General features: G+C 73.8%; 13 protein-coding genes and 1 pseudogene. 7 read left to right on the top strand and 7 right to left on the bottom strand.

Annotation, left to right across the window (positions count from 1 at the left end; genetic code table 11):
• Nucleotides 1–441 precede the first annotated feature (441 nt).
• Nucleotides 442–780, top strand: a complete 339-nt coding sequence (locus ACSNOD_RS15500) for a DUF6343 family protein (protein ID WP_436767507.1) — start codon at nt 442–444, stop codon at nt 778–780.
• 110 nt (nt 781–890) lie between these two features.
• Here the strand turns inward: ACSNOD_RS15500 and ACSNOD_RS15495 are convergent, their stop codons facing one another.
• The gene (locus tag ACSNOD_RS15495) at nt 891–1,454 is read right to left on the bottom strand and encodes a TIGR03086 family metal-binding protein (protein ID WP_436767506.1); all 564 of its coding nucleotides are present in this window, start codon (nt 1,452–1,454) and stop codon (nt 891–893) included.
• A gap of 252 nt (nt 1,455–1,706) precedes the next feature.
• Between ACSNOD_RS15495 and ACSNOD_RS15490 the strand changes: the two genes are divergently transcribed.
• A complete protein-coding gene (locus ACSNOD_RS15490; RefSeq protein ID WP_436767505.1) occupies nt 1,707–4,031 on the top strand; it encodes a transglycosylase domain-containing protein in 2,325 nt (774 codons plus the stop codon).
• 124 nt (nt 4,032–4,155) lie between these two features.
• On the opposite strand, the gene ACSNOD_RS15485 is transcribed toward ACSNOD_RS15490, so the two are convergent.
• A complete protein-coding gene (locus tag ACSNOD_RS15485; protein ID WP_436767504.1) occupies nt 4,156–5,436 on the bottom strand; it encodes a hypothetical protein in 1,281 nt (426 codons plus the stop codon).
• 177 nt (nt 5,437–5,613) lie between these two features.
• Here ACSNOD_RS15485 and ACSNOD_RS15480 point away from each other — a divergent pair, with 177 nt between their 5' ends.
• From ACSNOD_RS15480 to ACSNOD_RS15470, 3 genes are all read left to right on the top strand, one after another.
• Nucleotides 5,614–7,050, top strand: a complete 1,437-nt coding sequence (locus ACSNOD_RS15480) for a glutamine synthetase (protein WP_436767503.1) — start codon at nt 5,614–5,616, stop codon at nt 7,048–7,050.
• Nucleotides 7,050–8,258 (top strand): amidohydrolase family protein, encoded by a 1,209-nt coding sequence (locus ACSNOD_RS15475; protein WP_436767502.1) that lies wholly within the window; start codon nt 7,050–7,052, stop codon nt 8,256–8,258. The genes ACSNOD_RS15480 and ACSNOD_RS15475 overlap by 1 nt, the downstream gene beginning before the upstream one ends.
• Nucleotides 8,259–8,474: 216 nt before the next feature.
• On the top strand, nt 8,475–8,996 hold the full coding sequence (locus ACSNOD_RS15470) for a hypothetical protein (RefSeq protein ID WP_436767501.1): 522 nt from the start codon (nt 8,475–8,477) through the stop codon (nt 8,994–8,996).
• A 20-nt stretch (nt 8,997–9,016) separates the two neighbouring features.
• Here the strand turns inward: ACSNOD_RS15470 and ACSNOD_RS15465 are convergent, their stop codons facing one another.
• The 4 genes from ACSNOD_RS15465 to cseB all read right to left on the bottom strand — a co-directional run bounded on the left by ACSNOD_RS15465 (nt 9,017) and on the right by cseB (nt 14,590).
• A complete protein-coding gene (locus ACSNOD_RS15465) occupies nt 9,017–11,578 on the bottom strand; it encodes an ABC transporter permease (protein WP_436767500.1) in 2,562 nt (853 codons plus the stop codon).
• Nucleotides 11,579–11,643: 65 nt separating this feature from the next.
• Nucleotides 11,644–12,417 (bottom strand): ABC transporter ATP-binding protein, encoded by a 774-nt coding sequence (locus ACSNOD_RS15460; RefSeq protein WP_436767499.1) that lies wholly within the window; start codon nt 12,415–12,417, stop codon nt 11,644–11,646.
• A 129-nt stretch (nt 12,418–12,546) separates the two neighbouring features.
• Nucleotides 12,547–13,845, bottom strand: a complete 1,299-nt coding sequence (locus tag ACSNOD_RS15455) for a HAMP domain-containing sensor histidine kinase (RefSeq protein ID WP_436767498.1) — start codon at nt 13,843–13,845, stop codon at nt 12,547–12,549.
• A 10-nt stretch (nt 13,846–13,855) separates the two neighbouring features.
• Nucleotides 13,856–14,590, bottom strand: a complete 735-nt coding sequence (gene cseB / locus ACSNOD_RS15450) for a two-component system response regulator CseB (protein ID WP_436767497.1) — start codon at nt 14,588–14,590, stop codon at nt 13,856–13,858.
• A 425-nt stretch (nt 14,591–15,015) separates the two neighbouring features.
• On the opposite strand from cseB, the gene ACSNOD_RS15445 reads away from it, so the two are divergent.
• Nucleotides 15,016–17,757, top strand: coding sequence for a YfhO family protein (locus ACSNOD_RS15445; protein ID WP_436767496.1), 2,742 nt, complete (start codon nt 15,016–15,018; stop codon nt 17,755–17,757).
• Between the two features lie 94 nt (nt 17,758–17,851).
• A pseudogene (locus tag ACSNOD_RS15440) lies at nt 17,852–18,214 on the top strand (GtrA family protein); the annotation flags it as partial.
• Between the two features lie 28 nt (nt 18,215–18,242).
• On the opposite strand, the gene ACSNOD_RS15435 reads toward ACSNOD_RS15440, so the two are convergent.
• Complete coding sequence (locus ACSNOD_RS15435) at nt 18,243–18,770, bottom strand: hypothetical protein (RefSeq protein ID WP_436767495.1); 528 nt, start codon at nt 18,768–18,770, stop codon at nt 18,243–18,245.
• Nucleotides 18,771–18,886: the final 116 nt, after the last annotated feature.

The following is an 18,886-nucleotide window of genomic DNA, read 5'->3' as shown; positions in this document are numbered from 1 at the left end:
ACCGTACGCCCGCCCGGTTCCGCCGCCTGATCACGCGGGCGGGCGGCGGTCGCGTTCGCGCTCGCGGCGGCGTCGGATTGGGCGGTACGGGGTCCGGATGCGGTGAGGTCATGATTCTCTCCTTGCCTGGGGAGCGGCTCGGGCCCTGCCCGGGAAGCGGCCCGGGCCCTGCCTGGGAGGCGCGGCTCGCCGGCCGCCGTCCGGCTCGGGTACCCGAGGGGTGCCGCTTCACTCGCCGTGAACGATCACCCGCGGGCCACGGGCGGCCGTCGGGGGCGTCGCCGTGGACGCCTCCCTCACCCGCCACCGTACGACCCCCGCGGCACGCCCGGGTGGAGATCTACGCTGGCATCGGGAGGACGTACGACGGCCGGGCCTCTCGTGGCGCAACCGGGCCTTCGTGGCACGGGCGCGCCACGACCGCACCACCGGGAGGGCGCCATGAGAGATCGTTTCGGGCACCGTCCGCGCGGCGGGCCGGCGGAGGGGCGCCTCCTGCCCCTCGGCGGGCGGCCGCGCAGTGGCACCGAGCCCACCTCCGCCCGCAGCCCGCTGGGGCTGCGGCTGCTGCTCTCCGCGGTGTACGCGCCGCTGTTCCTCGCGGGGGCCGCCGGCTTCTCGGTGTGGGCGGCGTACGCGGAGCCGGACGGCGATCCGAGCCGCCGGGCGCTGGCCACGGTGGCCGGCATCTGCGCGGCCCTGGCCCTGCTGGCGGCGCTGGACCTGTACGTCGTCCTCCGCCGCCGCGAGCGCGAACGCGACCGCCGCCCGCCCGCGTGATCAGGCGGCGGAACCGGGCGGGCGTACGGTCGCCGGCCGCCGTACAGTGACCCGCTCCAGGACCACCCGTACGGTGACCCGCTGCAGGGCCGCCCCCACGGTGACCCGCTTCAGGGGCGCCGGCCCAGGAGGCCGACCAGCCGGTCCTGGGCGGGAGCCGACGCCGGCACGTCGACCGGCGCCTCGAACAGCCCGGACCCCCGCCAGTCGTCGGCGCGGCGCGCCACACCCTCGTACACCGCCTCGGCCAGCTCCTCGTCGAGGCGGTCGTCGTCATCCATGCCGCGCGCCAGGTCCCACGCGTGCACGGTGAGGTCGCCGATCATCTGCCAGGCGTACTCCGTGGCGGGGGTGGGCCCGCCGCTGGTGTGGACCTCGCCCTCCAGCGCACCGGGCCGGTGGAACGCCTCCCGCGACCCGGCGGCGGCCCGCTCCCAGGCCCGCACGGGGTGGTCGCCGAGCACATCGCCGTCGAAGCGGTCGCCGACCTCCGCCAGCGTGGCGCCGCGCAGCAGCCACGGAGCCCAGAGGTGCTCCACGGTCAGATGGCCCACCAGATCGCGCACCGACCAGTCGGAGCAGGGCGTGTCGCGGGTCCACTGGTCCCGCCGCACCCGATGCACCCTGCGGTCGAATTCCGGGAGCGCCCTGTCGAACGCGTCGAGCAGATCCATACGTATCAGTACAGCACGGCGGCCCCTCGCGGGCCCCGGATCACGGGGGTCCCGCAGGAGTCGCCGGTCACGCCGCATAGGCTGACGGCATCGAGGGGGCCGGGGGGCCTCCTCCCGCAAGCCTCGTCCGACCGTGGGGGAAACGTGATGATTCGGAAGACTCTCGAGCGTGCGAGGCCGCGTCGGGGCCGGTGCCGTACCACCGGTGCAGGAATACGGAGGCGGCGAATGCGCCGCGCATGGCAGGCATAGATGAGCAAGCACCGCCGCAAGGCGTCCCCGTCGGCCCGTTCGGCCGAGTCGCCCCCCTCTCCCCCGTCGCCCGGCCCGCCCTGGGCGCGGGAGCAGTCGCCGCGCTTCGCCGACGCCGGGAGCGCTGACGGGCCTTCGGCCGGGTCCTCGGCCGGTTCCCAGGCCGACAGGACGGCCGAGAGCACGGCCTCTCCGGAGCAGACCCTGCGGCTCAGGATCGTCCGGCCGGCCGGCGCCGCCCCGGGCGGCTCGCGGCGCGCCGCCCGCCCCCGGAAGCGCGCCAAGCCGTCGGCGGCGCCGAGCGGAGCGCTGGGGACCGCCATGGCGCGGGTGGCCGCCCTCCCGGGCGCGGCGGTGGTGCTGCGGCTGGCCCGCCGGCTGCGCTGGGAGTACCCGCGCCCGGGCCGTACGGGGTTCCGCCGCTGGGTGCCGTCCTGGCGGCAGTGGCTGGGGGCGGTGGCCTATGCCGTCGGCGGTGTGACGGCGGTCGTGATGTACGCCTACTGGCAGGCCGAGATACCCGAGAACCTCAACAGCTTCGCCACCCAGCAGGACAATGTGTACTACTGGTCCGACGGCACGGAAATGGCCAGGACCGGCTGGGTGAGCCGACAGGAAATGCCGCTCGACAAGGTTCCCGAGGGCGTTCAGTGGGCCGTGCTCGCCGCCGAGAACGAGACGTTCTACTCCGATTCCGGTGTCTCCCCCAAGGGCATCACCCGCTCGCTGGTGCGCATGGTGTCGGGCGCGGAGACCCAGAGCGGTTCCACCATCACCCAGCAGTATGTGAAGAACGCCTATCTGAGCCAGGACCAGACCCTCAGCCGTAAATTCACCGAGATGCTCATCGCGGTGAAGCTGGACAATCGGATGAGCAAGGACGAGATTCTCGAGGGCTATCTCAACACGAGCTGGTTCGGCCGCGGCACCTATGGCATCCAGCGCGCCGCGCAGGCGTACTACGGCAAGGAGGTGTCACAGCTCAACGCGAGCGAGGGCGCCTTTCTCGCCTCCCTGCTGAAGGGCGCCGGGCTCTACGACCCCACGCTGAGCGACGCGAATCGCAAGCGCGCCGTGGAGCGGTGGGAATGGACCCTCGACCGCATGGTGCGGATCGGCAAGCTGTCCCGGGAGGAACGGGCCACCTACACCACGTTCCCCGAGCCGAAGGAGATGCCCAAGGCATCGGGGTTGAGCGGTCAGCGCGGCTATCTGATGGAAATGGCCAAGGCGTACGTGGCCAAGAACACCAAGATCTCGGACGCGGAATTCGACCTGGGCGGCTATCAGATCTACACGACCTTCGACAAGGCGCGGGTCGAGGCGCTGGACAAGGCCGTGCGCAAGGTCCGCGACGGGCTCGACCCGGAGCGGCGGCCGGCCGACACCCATGTACGGATCGGCGCCGCCTCCATCGCCCCGGACGGCCGGATTCTCGCCGTCAACGGTGGCGTGGACTATCTGAAGCAGGGCTTCAACGACGCCAACCAGGTCAATGTGCCGGCCGGCACCTCGTTCACGCCCATCGTCTACGCCGCCGCCCTCCGCGACGGCGTGCAGAAGGAGCGCGGCGCCAAGCGCACCCCGATCACCCCCGCCGCCAAGTACAACGGTGACGACAAGGTGGCCGTCCGCACGCCCGAGGGCCCCTACTGGGACCGCAGTGGAAAGATCGTGAAGGCCGCGAACGACGGCGGGAAGTCCTGGGGCACGATCACCCTGCGCGACGCCATGGTGAATTCCGTCAATGGCCCGCTGCTCCAGCTGGGCATGGACGTCGGGCTGGACCGGGTGCGCCAGGCGGCGCTCGACGTCGGGCTGCTGGAGAGCAGCTTCGGCCGCCAGGTGCCGGCGTTCTCCCTGGGCAACTCCACGCCGAGCGCGATCCGCATGGCCGGCGCGTACGCGGCCTTCGCCGCGGACGGCATGCGCACCGACCCGTACTCGGTGGTCAAGGTGACCCGCAACGGCAACGGGATCGCGCTGCCGCGGCCCACGACGGAGCGGGCGCTTCCGGCCGAGGTGGCGAGCGCGGTGACCGACGCGCTGCGGGGCGCGGTGCAGAACGGCACCGCGCAGGCGGCGAAGTCCGTCGATCCGCGGGCGGCCGGCAAGACCGGCACCGAGCAGGAGAACAAGGCGTCCTGGTTCGTGGGCTACACCGACAAGGTCTCCACGGCGGTGTCGCTGTTCCGGATGGACCCCAAGACGCTGGAGGTGCTGCCGCTGAACGGGCTGGGCGGGGCCCCGGCGTCGGCCGTGGGCAGCCCGTATCCGCTGCAGATCTGGACGGACTACATGAAGGCGTCGCCGGCCGGGCGCTGAGGAGCGGCGCGGACCGGCGGGGACCGGGCGCTACGGGGTGGCGCCGGCCAGGCGCCACGGGGCGGCGCGGGCCGGGAGGCCACGGGTCCGCGCCCTCCCGGTCTCGGGGCTCGGGCCGCCCGCGTTACTTGACGAGCGTCTTCCAGTCCGGGGCCTGCGCCGGATCGAGCCCGCGGAGACGTTCCAGCACCGCCGGGTCCTGGGCGTCCATCCAGTCGGCGAGCTGCCGGAAGGACACGCAGCGCACCCCGTCGCGCTTGCAGACGCTCTTCATCACGTCCTCGACGGCCTTCATGTAAATGCCGCCGTTCCACTGCTCGAAGTGATTGCCGATGAAGAGCGGCGCGCGGCTGCCGTTGTAGACGCGCTCGAATCCGTTGAGATAGCCCTGACGGGTCTCCTTGCGCCAGGTCTCGTACATCTTGGGGTCGCCGTCGGTCTTCCCCTGGGACTGGTTGTAGAGGAAGTTGAAGTCCATCGACAGGACCTGTGCCTCCTTACCGGGATACGGCAGCATTTGCAGCGGAAAGTTCCAGACGCCGTCCATTTTGGAGGGCCAGATCTGGAAGTCGCCGGGCGAGCTGGCGTCATAGCGCCAGCCGAGGTCCTTGACGACCGAGACGAGGGTCTTCTGCCCCTCCAGACAGGGCGCCCGCCCGCCCACGAACTCCTTGCGCACATCGAAGGGCAGCGGCGGGAGGTTCTTGAAACCGGTGTTGGTCTTCCAGTTCTCGACGAGGGTGTACGACTGCTCCACCTCGCTCTTCCACTCGGCGGCGCTCCAGTCGCCGCCGCCCTTGGGACCGCAGAAGTGGCCGTTGAAGTGGCTGCCTATCTCGTGGCCTTCCCGCCAGGCCGCGCCGAGCTGCTCCAGCGTCGTCTTGATGTGCTCGTCGGTCGCGAAGGAGATGGCGGCGGAGCCGGGGTTGTGCTGCGGCGGGCGATAAATGGTGCTCTTCGACTTGGGCAGCAGATACATGCTGGTGAGGAAGAAGGTCATATGGGCGTTGTTCTCCTTCGCCACCCGGCGGAAGTGGGAGAACAGATGGTCGTCGCCCTCCAGCGCGCCGTCCCAGGAGAAGACGACGAACTGCGGCGGCGCCTCGCCGGGCTTGAGCTTCTCCGGGGTGGGCTGCTTGGGCTGCGGGCCGGTGTACGAGGTGGACCCGTCGCCGAGCACCTTCACCTTTCCGTCCCAGGGCTCGTCCTTGCCCTTGCCGTCCTTCTTCGCCCCGGCGCCGTCGGCGCCGGGTGCCTTGCCGCCACTGTCCTGGCCACCGGCGGCGCCCGCCGATGAGGCCGCGTCGCCGGCCGCGTCGTCGTCGCATCCCGCGACCGTCAGGACCAGGGCGAAGGCGGCACCGGCCGCGATCACCGCGCTGGCACCCCGCAGGTTCCTCACCATCAACCCGTTCCCCTCGACACACGTTCGGTCGTACTGTCCTCAAGTATCCCAGTGGGCGTCGGGCTTCGATCGGGGTGTGGCACCCGAGCCCCGGCAGCGGCGGTCGCGGGCCGCGAATGGCGCGATTTCGCCGCCGAAATGCCCTGCTTCCTCCCGATCTGTGGTAGACGAGGGGGCATGGAGCTGGCCGCACGAGAGCAGGCCGAGTCGCTCGCCCGGCAGGAGGCCGCCCGGCTGGCCGCGGAGGACGTCCACGGCGTCGCCCTGACGTGGGTGGACAACGCGGGGCTGACCCGGGTCAAGGCCGTGCCCACCGCGCGCTTGGCGCACACCGCCCGCTGGGGCGTCGGCATGTCGCCCGTCTTCGACATCTATCTGGTCGACGACTCCCTCACCACCAGTCGCCACATCGGCGGCCCGGACGGCGATCTGCGGCTCTTCCCCGACCTCGGACGGCTGACCGTGCTCGCCGCCCAGCCCGGCTGGGCCTGGGCTCCGGTCGACCGCTACGACCAGCTCGGCGCCCCGCACCCGGCCTGTCAGCGACAGTTCGCCCGGCGGATGACCGAGCGCGCGGCGGAGTACGGCATCGAGCCGCGGATGGGATTCGAGACGGAGTGGGTCGTCCTGGGCCCGAACGCCCGGGGGGCCGCCGGTGGCCCGGGGTCGGCGGCGGCCGGTGAGGGCCCGGCCGAAGGGGCCACGGCGGGGCCGGCGGACGCGGTGGGCGAGCCGCGCCGCTCACCGCCCTCCCCCGCCTACGGCATGGCCCGCCTGGTGGAGCTCTCCGACTACCTCGACGACCTCCTGAGCGCGTTCTCGGCCCAGCGCGTGGAGGTCCTCCAGATCCACCCCGAGTACGCGCCGGGGCAGTACGAGATCTCCGTCGCCCCGTCGGACCCGGTCGGCGCCGCCGATCTGGCCGTGCTGGTCCGCGAGACGATCCGGGGGGTCTCCCTCCGCCACGGGCTGTCCACCGCGTTCGGTCCGGTGGTCGAGCCGGACGGGGTGGGCAACGGCGCCCATCTGCATCTGAGCCTCTGGCGCGACGGCCGGAACCTGTGCCGGGACGGCGACGGCCCGCACGGCATGACCCGGGAGTGCGAGGCGTTCCTGGCCGGGGTGCTCGGGGAGCTGCCGGCGCTGATGGCCGTCGTCGCCCCCTCGCCGGCCGGCTACCTCCGGCTCCGGCCGTCCCGCTGGTCGGGCGCCTTCCACTGCTGGGGCCTGGAGAACCGGGAAGCGGCACTCCGATTCATCACCGGCTCGCCCGCCGATCCCGGAGGGGCCAACGCCGAACTGAAGACCGTGGACCCGGCCGCCAATCCGTATCTGGCGGTGGGATCGGTGATCGCGGCCGGTCTGGCGGGGATCGACGCCGGGGCGTCGCTGCCGCCGCCGGTGGCGGGCGATCCGGCCGTCACGGGCGGCCAGAGCCGGCTGCCGGTCTCCCTGACCGAGGCGCTCGGGCACTTCGAGGGTTCGGCAGTACTGCGCGAGGCACTCGGCGAGCCCCTGTTCGAGGCGGTGGCCGCCGTGCGGCGCGCCGAGGCGGCGCTGTTCGCCGACGCCACCCCCGCGGAGATCGCGGCAGCCACCCGGGGGCGGTACTGATGACGCCGCCGCCGTCGCCGGAGCCGCGCTCGCCGGAGCCGCCGGCCGTGGCGCTGCCGCCCCTGGTGGACCAGCACTGCCACGGTGTGATCGGCGGGGACCCGGACCGGGCCTCGTTCGAGGCCCTGCTCACCGAGTCCGACTCCCCCGCGGCGCCCGGCACCTCCTTCTTCGACAGCCAGCTCGGCTTCGCCGTGCGGCGCTGGTGCCCTCCATTGCTCGACCTCGAACCCCACTGCCCGCCCGAGCGCTATCTCGAACGCCGGCGGGAGCTGGGCGCGGCCGAGGTCACCCGGCGGCTGCTGCGGGCCACCGGCATCGGCGACTACCTGGTGGACACCGGGCCGGACGCCCCCGCCGGGGACTTCCTGGACCACCGCCGGCTGGCGGCCGCGGGCGGCGGGAACGGCCATGTGATCGTCCGGCTGGAGCTGCTGGCGGAGCGGATCGCCGACGGGCTGCTGGCTGAGGGCGGCACGGGGAACACGGCGGCGGAGCACTTTCCGGCCGTTCTCGCCGACGCGATCGAGGAGGCGGCCCGTACGGCCCTCGGTTTCAAATCGGTGGCCGCCTACCGCCACGGGCTGGACTTCGAGCCCGGCCCGCCGGAGGCGGCGGAGGTGCGCCGGGCGGTTCGGCGGTGGCTGGCCCACCGGCCGCGCGGCGGGCCCCGGGCCGGGCGGGTGACCGACCCGGTCCTGGTGCGCCATCTGCTGTGGTCGGCCGCGCGCACCGGCCGGCCGATCCAGCTGCACACCGGCTTCGGCGACCCGGATCTGCGGCTGCACCGGTCCGATCCCCTGCTGCTGACGGACTTCGTGCGCGCGGTGCGGGACACCGGCACCACCCTCGTGCTGCTGCACGGCTACCCGTACCACCGGAACGCGGCCTATCTGGCGCAGGTCTTCCCGCACGTCTACGCCGACATGGGGCTCGCCCTGTCCTACACGGGCGTGCGCGCGGAGGCCGTACTGGCCGAGATGCTGGAACTCGCCCCGTTCGGCAAGCTGCTGTTCTCCACCGACGCCTACGGCCTGCCGGAGCTCTACGTGGTGGGGGCCTGGTCCTTCCGCGAGGCGCTCGGCCGGCTGCTGGCCCGGTGGGTGGCCGCCGGCGCCTGGAGCGCGGAGGACGCCGGGCGGATCGCGGCGCTGATCGCGGCCGGCAACGCCCGACGGGTGTACGGGCTCGCTCCGCCCGCCGGCTGACCGTACGGTGGCGGGCGGGCGCGCGCCCGGACCCGTACGGTGGCCGGGCGCGCCGGCGTCCGTACGGTGGCGGGCGGACGCGCCGGCGTCCGTACGGCGCAGTGCCACGCGGTGTAGGGGGCGCATTCGGGGGCAGTGGTACGCGAGGCGTCGTAAGGTCGAAAGGTTCCCGTGCGGGACACCCCGCACGCCCCCCGAATCCCCCGGAGGACAGCGATGGGCAGCCCGGCACCGACCGCGGATTCCGGCGAGGGCACTCCCCGGATGCTCGGGATCTATCTCAACGACCACCTGGGCGGCGCCAGCGCGGGCGTGGAGCTCGCCAAGCGGCTCGCGGGCCGGCTGCGCGGCTCGGCCGCCGGGCCGGAGCTGGAGCGCCTGGCGGCCGAGATCGCCGAGGACCGCGGGGCGCTGCTGGAGATGATGGCCCGGCTGGAGGTTCCGGTCCGCCGCTACAAGATCCTGGGCGGCTGGGCCGGTGAGAAGCTCGGGCGGCTGAAGTTCAACGGCAGACTGCTCAAGCGCGCGCAGTTGAGCACCCTCATCGAGCTGGAGACCCTGCGGCTGGGCGTCGAGGGCAAGTCGCTGCTGTGGCGGTCGCTGCTGGAGATCTCCGAGCGGCACGAGGCGCTGGACACGGAGCGTCTGCAGAATCTGCTGCGGCGGGCCCAACGGCAGATCGACACGCTGGAGTCGCTGCGCGTGAACACGGCGCCCACGGCGCTCGCCGCGTCCTGAAGCCCCGTACTCCTGGCGGTTCACGTGTGTGCCACGGCCGTCAGTGGGCTGAGGGCGGCGGCTCGTCGGGCGGGGACGGCAGCGGCGGCCACGCCTGTCGCCAGGGAGATGAGGCACACGAGGAGCAGCGTGCCCCACGGCAGGACCAGCGTGTACCGGTCGATCGCCCCGGCTGCCAGTGAGCCGACCGCCCAGGCCGCGAACAGGCCGCCTGCCAGGCCCAGGAGGGTGCCGAACGCGGCGACGGTGACCGCTTCCAGTCGGATCATCCGGCGGACGTGGGAGCGGTCCATGCCGAGGGCGCGCAGGGCGCCGATCTCGCGGGTGCGTTCGGCGACGGACATGGCCAGGGTGTTGACGATGCCGAGCGCGCTGATCACCGCGCCGATGGCGAGCATGCCGTACATGATGTTCAGCAGGTCGGCCAGGGTGCCGGCGGCCTCGTCGACGAGTTGCTGACGGTTCTGCACCTTGAGCAGCGGATTGTTGCCGACGGCGGTGCGCAGCAGCCGCTCGGTGGTGCGGGAGACGGCTCGGCCGTCGGTGCGGACGAGGACGCGCTGGACGGTGTGGGGGAAGTAGCTGTTGTCCGCCACCTCGTCGCGGACGCCGAGGGCGTCGCCGGCAATGGGGTTGTCCTTGTAGACGCCCACAACGGTGTACTGCTTGGGCTCCCGGTTCCGGCCCATGCCCAGGGTGAGCTCGGCGCCCGCGGTCAGCCCGTGATCGCGGGCGAGCGTGCGGGAGACGGCGACGCGGCCGGGGCCGAGGTCCCGCAGGGAGCCGCTGGCGAAGTCGAGGCGCATCACGTCGGTCACGGTGTCGGGGTCGACGCCGGCGATGGTCCGGACGTGGCCGCCGGTGACGATGGTGGAGTCGGTGACGGCGCTGGTGGTCCGCACCCCCGCCGTGGCGGCCACCTGGCGTACGGCGGCCGGGTCGATCCCGCTCATGGTGGTGCGGGTGCTGACGACGTAGTCGGCGTCGAGCCCGGCCGCGGCCTGCTGGTCGAGGGCCTGCCCCGTGGAGTGGCCGATGACGGAGAGCCCGGCGACCAGCGCCGTGCTGATCATCAGGGTCGCGGCGGTGGCCGCGGTGCGCCGCGGGTCGCGCAGGGCGTTCCGCGTGGCGAGGCGGCCGGTGACCCCGAACCGGCCCGTCAGCCGCCCAGTCAGCCGGATGACGGGGGCGGCGAGCAGCGGTGCGAGCACGATCAGGGCGGCGGCGAGGAGAGCGCAACCGATCATGGCGTCCCGCAGGTTCTCCTCCGAGGCGTCCTCGGCTCCGGTGAGGGAGACCAGCCATCCGGCGCCGAGCGCGAGGAGAGCGAGACCTGCCAGGCCGCGCGTACGGGTCCGGGGCGTGGCGGGCGGCTGCCCTGCGGTGCGCATCGCCTCGACGGGGGCGACCTTCGCCGCCCTGCGGGCCGGCAGCCACGCGGCGAGCACGGTGACGCCCACGCCCACGGCGAGCGCGGCCAGGACCGAGCGCGCCCCGATCACCAGCGGCCCTTCGGGCAGCGTACTCGCGCCGGTGCTCAGGGCCTCGGGCAGCAGGGAGGCGATGGCGAGGCCCAGCACGAAACCGGCGGCCGAGGCGACGAGACCGACCAGGAGGGCCTCCAGCAGTACGGAGCGGGACACCTGGCGACGCGAGGCGCCGATGGCCCGCAGCAGTGCGATCTCCCGGGTGCGCCGCGCCACGAGCATGGTGAAGGTGTTGACGATGAGGAAGGAGCCGATGAAGAGCGAGACGCCGGCGAAGACCATCGGCACCTTCGCGAAGCCCCGGGTCAGAGTGTCGACGTGGATCGCCTGCTGGGCGGCCTGGGCGGTGCCGGTGGTGGCCTCGGCCCGGTCGGCGGGGAGCGCGTCGGTGATGCGGCTCGCGAGGGTGAACTGGTCGGTGCCGGGCGTGGCGGAGATGTCGATGCTGGTGTAGTGGCCCGGGGAGGCGAACAGCCGCTGGGCGGTCGCCCGGTCGAACAGGGCGAGGGTGCCGCCGGCGGTCACGCGGGTGTCGGTGGTGGTGACGATGCCGACGAGCCGCTTGGTCATGACCGGGCCGTCGACCGCCAGCGTGACCTCGTCGCCGATGCTCAAGTGCCCGGCCTCCGCTGCGGCGCGGTCCACAGCGAGCTCACCGCTGCTGGTCGGGGCGCGGCCCTCGATCAGCGGATAGCGGTCGTCCTTGCCGTCCGCGCCGGGCAGGTGGGCGGCGGCCAGGTTCGCTCCCATGGTGACGCGGAGCGGGGTGCCGTCCGCCGCGTTCATGGTGGCGACGCCGTCGACGTTGGGCCGTACGGCGGCCACGCCGGGGACCTGGGCCAGTTTCCGGGCGAGCGCGTCGTCGAGTACGCCGTCGCGCTGCTCCGGTTCGGCACCGGGCGCGGGTGTCCTCGAGGTCACGGTGACGGCGATGCCGGCGAAGTTCTTCGAGGCGGCGGCGCGGTGGGCGGCGGCGGTGGAGTCGGCGAAGACCAGGGTGCCGCTGACGAACGCGACGCCCAGGCAGACGGCGAGGATGGTCATGAACTGACGGGCCTTGTGCGCCAGGAGGTTGCGCAGGGCTGCTTTCAGCATGGGTGCTTTCCGGTTGCGCGGGCTCGACGGGGAGCGAGCGGGAGATCGGTCGGAGGGAAGCGGGGTCAGCTGACGCCCGAGCGGGTGTCGAGGCTCTTCATCCGATCGAGGACCCGCTCCGGGGTGGGGTGGGCCATCTCGTCGACCAGCCGGCCGTCGGAGAGGAAGACGACGCGGTCGGCATAGCCGGCGGCGACGGGGTCGTGGGTGACCATGACCACGGTCTGGCCCAGCTCGCGCACCGAGTCGCGCAGGAAGCCGAGCACCTCGGCGCCGGCGCGGGAGTCGAGGTTGCCGGTGGGCTCGTCACCGAAGACGATCGCGGGTCGGGAGAGCAGGGCACGGGCCACCGCGACCCGCTGCTGCTGCCCGCCGGACAGCTGGGCGGGCCGGTGGTCCAGGCGCCCGGACAGCCCCACCATGGCCACCACACGGTCCAGCCACCGCGGGTCGGGGCGGCGCCCGGCGATGGACAGCGGCAGCGTGATGTTCTCCAGCGCGGTGAGCGTCGGCAGCAGGTTGAACGCCTGGAAGATGAACCCGACCCGGTCGCGCCGCAGTTGGGTGAGCTGCCGGTCGTCCAGGGTGCTCAGTTCGGTGGTGCCGATGCGCACGGAGCCGGAGCTGGGTGCCTCCAGGCCGGCGGCGCAGTGCATCAGTGTGGACTTGCCACAGCCCGACGGACCCATGATCGCGGTGAACTCGCCCTCGCGGAAGGCGATGCCGACCCGGTCCAGGGCCACGACGCGGGTGTCGCCGCTGCCGTAGATCTTCGTCAGATCGGTGGTGGAGGCGGCGGCCCCGGTCAGCGGGTGCGGTGGCAGCAGGTCGGCGGTCAACGGGTACTCCCCTTCGGGTGCGGAACAGTGCACTCCGAAGGGTGTCCGGGAAACGTATCGGCCTCCCGGCCGGCGTGTATCGGTGTCCGCTCTGCCGCGCGGCAGTTCCGCCCAGTGGCGTCGGCCGGGTCAGGCGGGCAGGCGCACGGTGGCGACGGCACCGCCGTCCGGGGCGTTGTCCAGGCGCAGCTCGGCCCCGAGGAGCCCGGCCTGCCCGAGGGCGATGGTCAGCCCCAGGCCGTGACCGGAGCCGCGTTCCGCGGCGCCGGTGTGGAAGCGGCGCGGCCCCTCGCGCAGCAGTTCCTCCGGGAAGCCCGGCCCGTGGTCGCGTACGACGACCGTACGGCCCTCGACCACGACCCGCACCGGGGCCGCCCCGTGCCGGTGGGCGTTGACGACGAGGTTGCCGACGATGCGCTCCAGACGGCGGGGATCGGTCTCCACGGTCCGCGGGTTCTCGGCCCGCGGGTTCTCGGCCCGCGTCTCCTCGGTCCGCGTCTCCTCGGTCCGCGTCTCCTCGGCGACGGTGACCTCGGTGTCGAGGCCGGTACGAGCCACCGCCTCGCGCACCACGGCGCCGAGCGGCACCGGCACACGAACCGGCTGCTCGGCGCCGGCGTCCAGCCGTGAGATCTCCAGCAGGTCCTCGACCAGGCCCCGCAGGTCGCGCACCCGGGCCCGCAGCAGGTCCTCCGTCTCGCCGGGCGGCAGCAGATCGGCGGCGGCCAGCAGACCGCCGACAGGAGTGCGCAGCTCATGCGCCACGTCCGCCGTGAACCGGCGCTCGCTGCGCAGCCGCCGGCTGAGACTGTCGGCCATGAGATCGACCGTGGCGGCGATCTCGGCGACCTCGTCGCGGCCGTTGACCGGCCCGGTACGGGCATCGAGGTCCCCGGTGGAGATCCGCCCCGCGGTCTGCGAGACCCGCCGCAGTCGGCGGGCGACCAGCCCCGCCCCGTACACCGCCACCGGCGTGGTCGCCGCCACCGCGACCAGCGAGGCCACCGCCATGGTCACGTCCAGCCGGCGCAGGTCGTGCAGCCGGGGGCCCATGTTGACCCTGACCGCCAGGACCGGGCTGCCCGCGCCACCGGTCCGCTGAGCGGCCCACACACTCGGCCCCAGATTCCCCTGCACCCGTCCGTCGTACGCCGTGTGCCGGGCACTGTCGGCCGGGTCGCGCATCGCGTCGGGCAGCTCGGACGGGTCCAGCTCGGCACCGTCCGCCAGCGTCCCGGTGCGCCGGTGGACGTCCATGGCCGAGTACAGGGAGTTCAGCGCCTCCCCCTCCGTCCGGCTCCGGATGTCCCGCGCGGTCCACAGATGCACCAGCACGCCCACCGCCGCCGCCACCAGGCAGGCCGTCACCGCGGCCAGCGCCGCGATCTTCCAGCGCAGGGACGCCGGGGCCGGCCACAGCCGGGGCACGCCGCGCACCTCAGCGCCTGAACTTGTAGCCGAAACCGCGCACGGTCTCGATCCGTTCCCGGCCCAGCTTCCGGCGCAGCCGTTGCACACACAGGTCCACGACCCGGCTGTCACCGTCCCAGCCGTAGTCCCACACCTCACGCAGCAGGGTGTGCCGCTCCAGTACGACCCCGGGGCGCGCGGCGAACTCCAGCAGCAGCTTCAGCTCGGTCGGGGTGAGCGCCACCCGGCTGCCGGCGACGAACACCTCCATGCCGGCCGTGTCGATCGTCAGGTCCCCGAAGACCAGCAGCTGCCCCTCGGACGACGGTTCGCCACCCGCCGGCTGCCCCGCCTGCGGGACGGGCCCGTACGCCGCCCGCCGCAGCAGCGAGCGGATGCGCGCCACGAGCACCGGCGTGTCCACGGGCTTCACCACGTAGTCGTCCGCACCGGCCTCCAGGCCGGCCACCACATCGAGCCCGTCACCGCGCGCGGACATCATCAGAATGGGCACCAGACTCGTCTCGCGGGCCCTGCGGCACAGGCCGATCCCGTCCAGACCGGGCAGCATCACATCGAGAATCAGCAGGTCGAAGTCCTCTTCCCGGAACAGCTCCAGCCCCGTGAGGCCGTCGGCGGCCGCCTTCACCCGGTAGCCGTAGCGCTCCAGGGCGATGGCGAACGACCGGCGCATGAGCTCGTCGTCCTCCACCAGCAGCACCCGGACAGGACTCGAGGACGCGGCCGGAACGGACGAGGACACGGAGAGATCACTCCTGTTCAAACGGTCATTCGGACGGTCATGGGCAGGCACGCCGCGTGCGCCTGCCCGCGCAGGCGCCGACCCGAAAGGAACGATACGGCAGACATCGGACCCGGCCGCCGGGTCGGCGTCGCCGTCCGAGCGCGGCGACATTTCGATGCGCGATCAAGCACTGCCTGATACGAACCGGATACACAACTCGCGCTCCGGCCCCCTGACACGCCCTGAGGTTCATCGCTCATGGCGGCCGGGGCGCTGGCTCGCACCGGACGTCCCGCCACGTGCCATCCCGCGTTCACCCACCGTTCGAGGGAAGTCGGAAACCCCGGCGAGAGTGGCCTCGCACACCCGTGCGCGCCGTTCTTCCCACGCTCTCCGGACCGATCTCTCCGGGATCTCTCCGGGCCGCATCCGACAGGGACTCCATGCCGACTCAGGAATCCGCTCCCGACACCGCCGACGAGGACATAGCGGGGGCCGCGCAGCCCGGCGGCGGTCCCCGGGAGCCCCGCCGCCCGCGCGCGACCTCGGGGCCGCGCCCGCGCGCCGCCCTGAAGCGCTCGCGCCCGTTCGCGACGCCCCACCGCCGGGCCCTGGCCCGCGCGGCCGCCCTCTCCGCCGCGCTCGCCGCCGTGGCGTACTGCGCGGGCTGCGCCCTCGCCCGGTCCTTTCCGTTCGGGCCGTACACCCGCGCCGTCAACGACCTGGGCAACCAGTACGTGCCGTACCACGCCAAGCTGTGGGACCTGCTGCACGGCCGGGGCGACGGCGGGCTGTCGCTGAACTGGCAGTCCGGCTACGGCGCCGCCTTCCTCCCGGACCTCGGCACCTATCTCACGAGCCCGTTCGCTCCGCTCGTGGCCCTCTTCCCCCGGGAGGACATCGACCACGCGCTGTACGCGATCACCGTGCTCAAGATCGCCGCCGCGGCGGCCGCCATGACCTGGCTGCTGCTGAGCCTGCGGCGGGGCCGCTGGTGGGCCGCCGCGCTGCTCGGCGCCTCCTACGCGCTGTGCGGCTGGTCGGTCGCCGACGCGGCGTTCAACCCGATGTGGCAGGACGGGCTGATCGCACTGCCGATGCTCTGTCTGGTGGGCGAGTGGGCGCTGGCCGGCCGGCGCCCGGTGCTCGGCGTGCTGGTGGTCGCCCTCGCCTGGACGGCCAACTTCTACACCGCCTACATGGCCACGCTCGGCGCCGCTCTGGTTCTGCTGGCACGGCTGCTGGCGGCGGACGCGGGTGTTCCGCCGGGGCGGCGGTGGCCCCGGGTGCTCGGTCGGGCCGCCGGGACCGCGGTGCTCGGCGTGGGCCTGGCCGCGCCGGTGGTGCTCGTGGTGCACGCCGGCACCCGGCACGCGTACCCGGGCCGCGATCTGGCCTTCGCCCCGGTGCCCTGGACGGATGTGTTCGCCCGGCTGCTGCCCGCCTCGTACAGCTTCAGCTCCCCCGCCCTCTCCCTGGATCTGGCAGTACTGCTGCTCGCCCTGGCCCTCCCCTTCCACTCCGCGCTCCCGCGGCGGGTCCGCGCCGTCTGGGCGGTGCTGCCGGCCGCGGCCACCGCCTCTCTCCAGTGGGGGCCGACCCATCTGGCCTGGCACGCCTTCGCCACGCCCAACGGCAGCCAGTACCGGCAGGCGTTCGTGGTGTGCGGGCTGGTGGTGATCGCCGGCTGGCTGGCGTTCGCCCGGGGGCTGCCGGGCCGGCGCGCCCTGCTGGCGGGCGGCGGGCTGCTGGCGCTCGTGGTGGCCGCGGCCGTCCCCAGCGAGCTGACGCGCGGCTGGACGGCCGCCACGCTGGCGGCGGGGGCGGCGGTCACCGGGGCCGGGCTGCTCCTGCTGCGCAGGGCCGAGCGGGCGCGCCGGCCGGCCGCCGTGGCGCTCGCCGCGGGTCTGCTGGCCGTGGCGCACCTGGGCCAGTCCGCGGCCACCGTCGCGCTGGCCACGCGCGCCCGCGTCCACCAGCAGGACGACTACGCGCCCTGGGGCGCCCGCCAGCGGGCTCAGCGCGACCTGATCACGGCGGTCGACGGCTGGCCCCGCTACCGCACCGACCCGGGGCGCGAACAGACCGTCGGCAACGACCCGTTGCTGGTGGGCGGCCAGGGGGCGCAGTACTACAGCAGTCACACCTCGGATGTGCTCAGCCGGACGCTGACCGCCCTGGGGCACGGCTGGACCTCCCGCGGCCGGTCCCTGCAGAGCCTGGACAACCCGGTGACGGACGCGATCTTCTCGGTGGGCGCCCGGGTGCACTCCCCGCCCGACCCCCACCAGCGGTGGTTCGAGCCGGACGGCAGCACGCTCCACGTCTCCCGGCAGGAGGTGCCGCCCCTGGTCACCGTGCGCCCGGCGGGCCCCGAACCGGCGTACGGCGCCTCTCCGTTCCGCAATCAGGAACTGCTGCTGGGCGAGCGGGTCTACACCGTGCCGGCGGCCCGGCTGCGGGTGGCCGGCCGCCCGGTCGCGCCGTCCACGGTCGACGGTGGCCACCGGCTGACCCGGGCCGGGAACGGGGCGGGGCGGGGCACCGTACTGAGCGCCGTCTGCGCCCCGGGGGACGAGGTGCATCTGTACGCGCCGCGCTACTGGGGGACGGCGCGCCAGTCCGGGAGCCAGGTCGTCGGCCGGTTCCGGGGCGACCCGGTGAGCCGGAACGCCGGCATGCGGCCCCTGGGCGCGGTCCCGCCCTCCGGCAGGGTCGAGGTCGAACTGACCGCTCTGGCCGACGGGGAGATCCCCGAGGGGGCCATCGGCTGTCTGGACCGGGGGCGGCTGCGCGCGGCGGTGGACCGGCTGCGGGCGACCGGTGCCACCGAGGTCCGGGCCGGCGACTTCGGGGTACGGGCAGTGCTGCCGGCCGGTAGTACGGGCCGGGCCGTCGTGGCGGCGCCCCGGATCGCGGGGTGGCGGTGTGCCGTCGACGGAGGACCGGCGCGGCCGGCGGAGAACCACCTGGGGCTGGTCTCCGTGCCCCTGGGCGCCGGCGACGGAGCGCGCGGGGAGCGGGTCGTCGAGTGCTCCTTCCGCCCGCCCGGTCTACGCGCCGGTACGGCGGTGGGCGCGGCCTCGCTGGCGGCCCTCGCCGGTCTCGTGGTGCTCGTGTCGATCCGCCGGCGCCGCTCGGGGCGTACGGCTCGCGGCGCCGGGGCCGCGGCTGTGTCACGCTGAGAAGCGCCTCTCCGGCGGCCCGGCGCGGGCAGTCCGCGGCCGGCGGCGCGGAGGGGCGTGTCGCGTGTCCGACGACGAAGGGTCTCCCGCCCCCATGCTGGGACAGTTACTGCGGTTCGCGCTGGTGGGCGCGGTCAACACCGGTACCTACCTCGGCCTGTACTGGCTCCTGCTGCGCTGGTTGCCCTATCTGACGGCGCATGTGCTCGCCTTCGCGCTCAGCATGGCCGGTTCCTTCCTGCTGAACTGCTGGTTCACCTACCGCACGCGCCCGACCTGGCGGAAGTTCGCGCTGTTCCCGCTCACCAACCTCGCCAACTTCGCCCTCACCACCGGTGGTGTCTATGTGCTGGTGGACGTGCTCGGCGCCGGCACCGGCTGGGCCCCGCTGGCCGCCTCGGCGGCGGCGGTGCCGATCACCTTCGTGGTGTCGCGCACCATCATGCTGCCGGGCGCCCGGGAGCGGCCGGCGGCCGCGTCGCCGCTCAGCGCACCTCGATGTCCAGCGGAGCCGACGCCACCATCAGCCGTGGCACCCGGCTCAGCAGGGCCAGCGCCTCGGCCCGGCACTCGTCCTGGCCGAACCTCCCCAGCCACTCCTCGACGCGAGCGCTCTTGGTGGAGAGGGTGAGCGTCCAGCGGTAGCGGCCCGGGCGGCGGGGCACGAACCCGGCGAAGGTCAGCAGCGGCAGGAAGCCGGGGCCCGTGGGGTCGAAGCCCTCGCCGGGCCGCAGCCGGCGGAAGGCGTCCGGGCGCAGCGGCCCGACCAAGGGGTCCTCGGGGGGCGCCGGTTCGGCGACCACGGTGTTGCCGAGGGTGATGGAGGGCCGGTAGTGCGGGAAGCGGAGGGCGTCCTCCGATCCGTCGAGCACGCCCACCGCCCACAGCTCCTCGGGGCCGGTGTTGCGGATCTCGACGCGCACCGGAACGGGCCGGCCGACGGGCTGGGGGCCCGACGGCCCGTGCAGCACGACGTCGAGGGCGGGGCCGGGGACAGCGGCGGCAGCGCACACGGTCTCCACTGTGCCACGGCGGAGCGGCCCTCGCCCCGTACGGGTTTCGGCGAATGCCCGCGCGGGCCGGCGGTCGCGTGCCGAGGGGTACGGGGACGGGCGGGCGTGTGTCGAAC

Origin of the sequence: Streptomyces sp. URMC 123 (assembly GCF_051386515.1) — a bacterium.
Lineage (GTDB): Bacteria > Actinomycetota > Actinomycetes > Streptomycetales > Streptomycetaceae > Streptomyces.
This window is presented reverse-complemented; position numbering and strand designations above follow the sequence as displayed.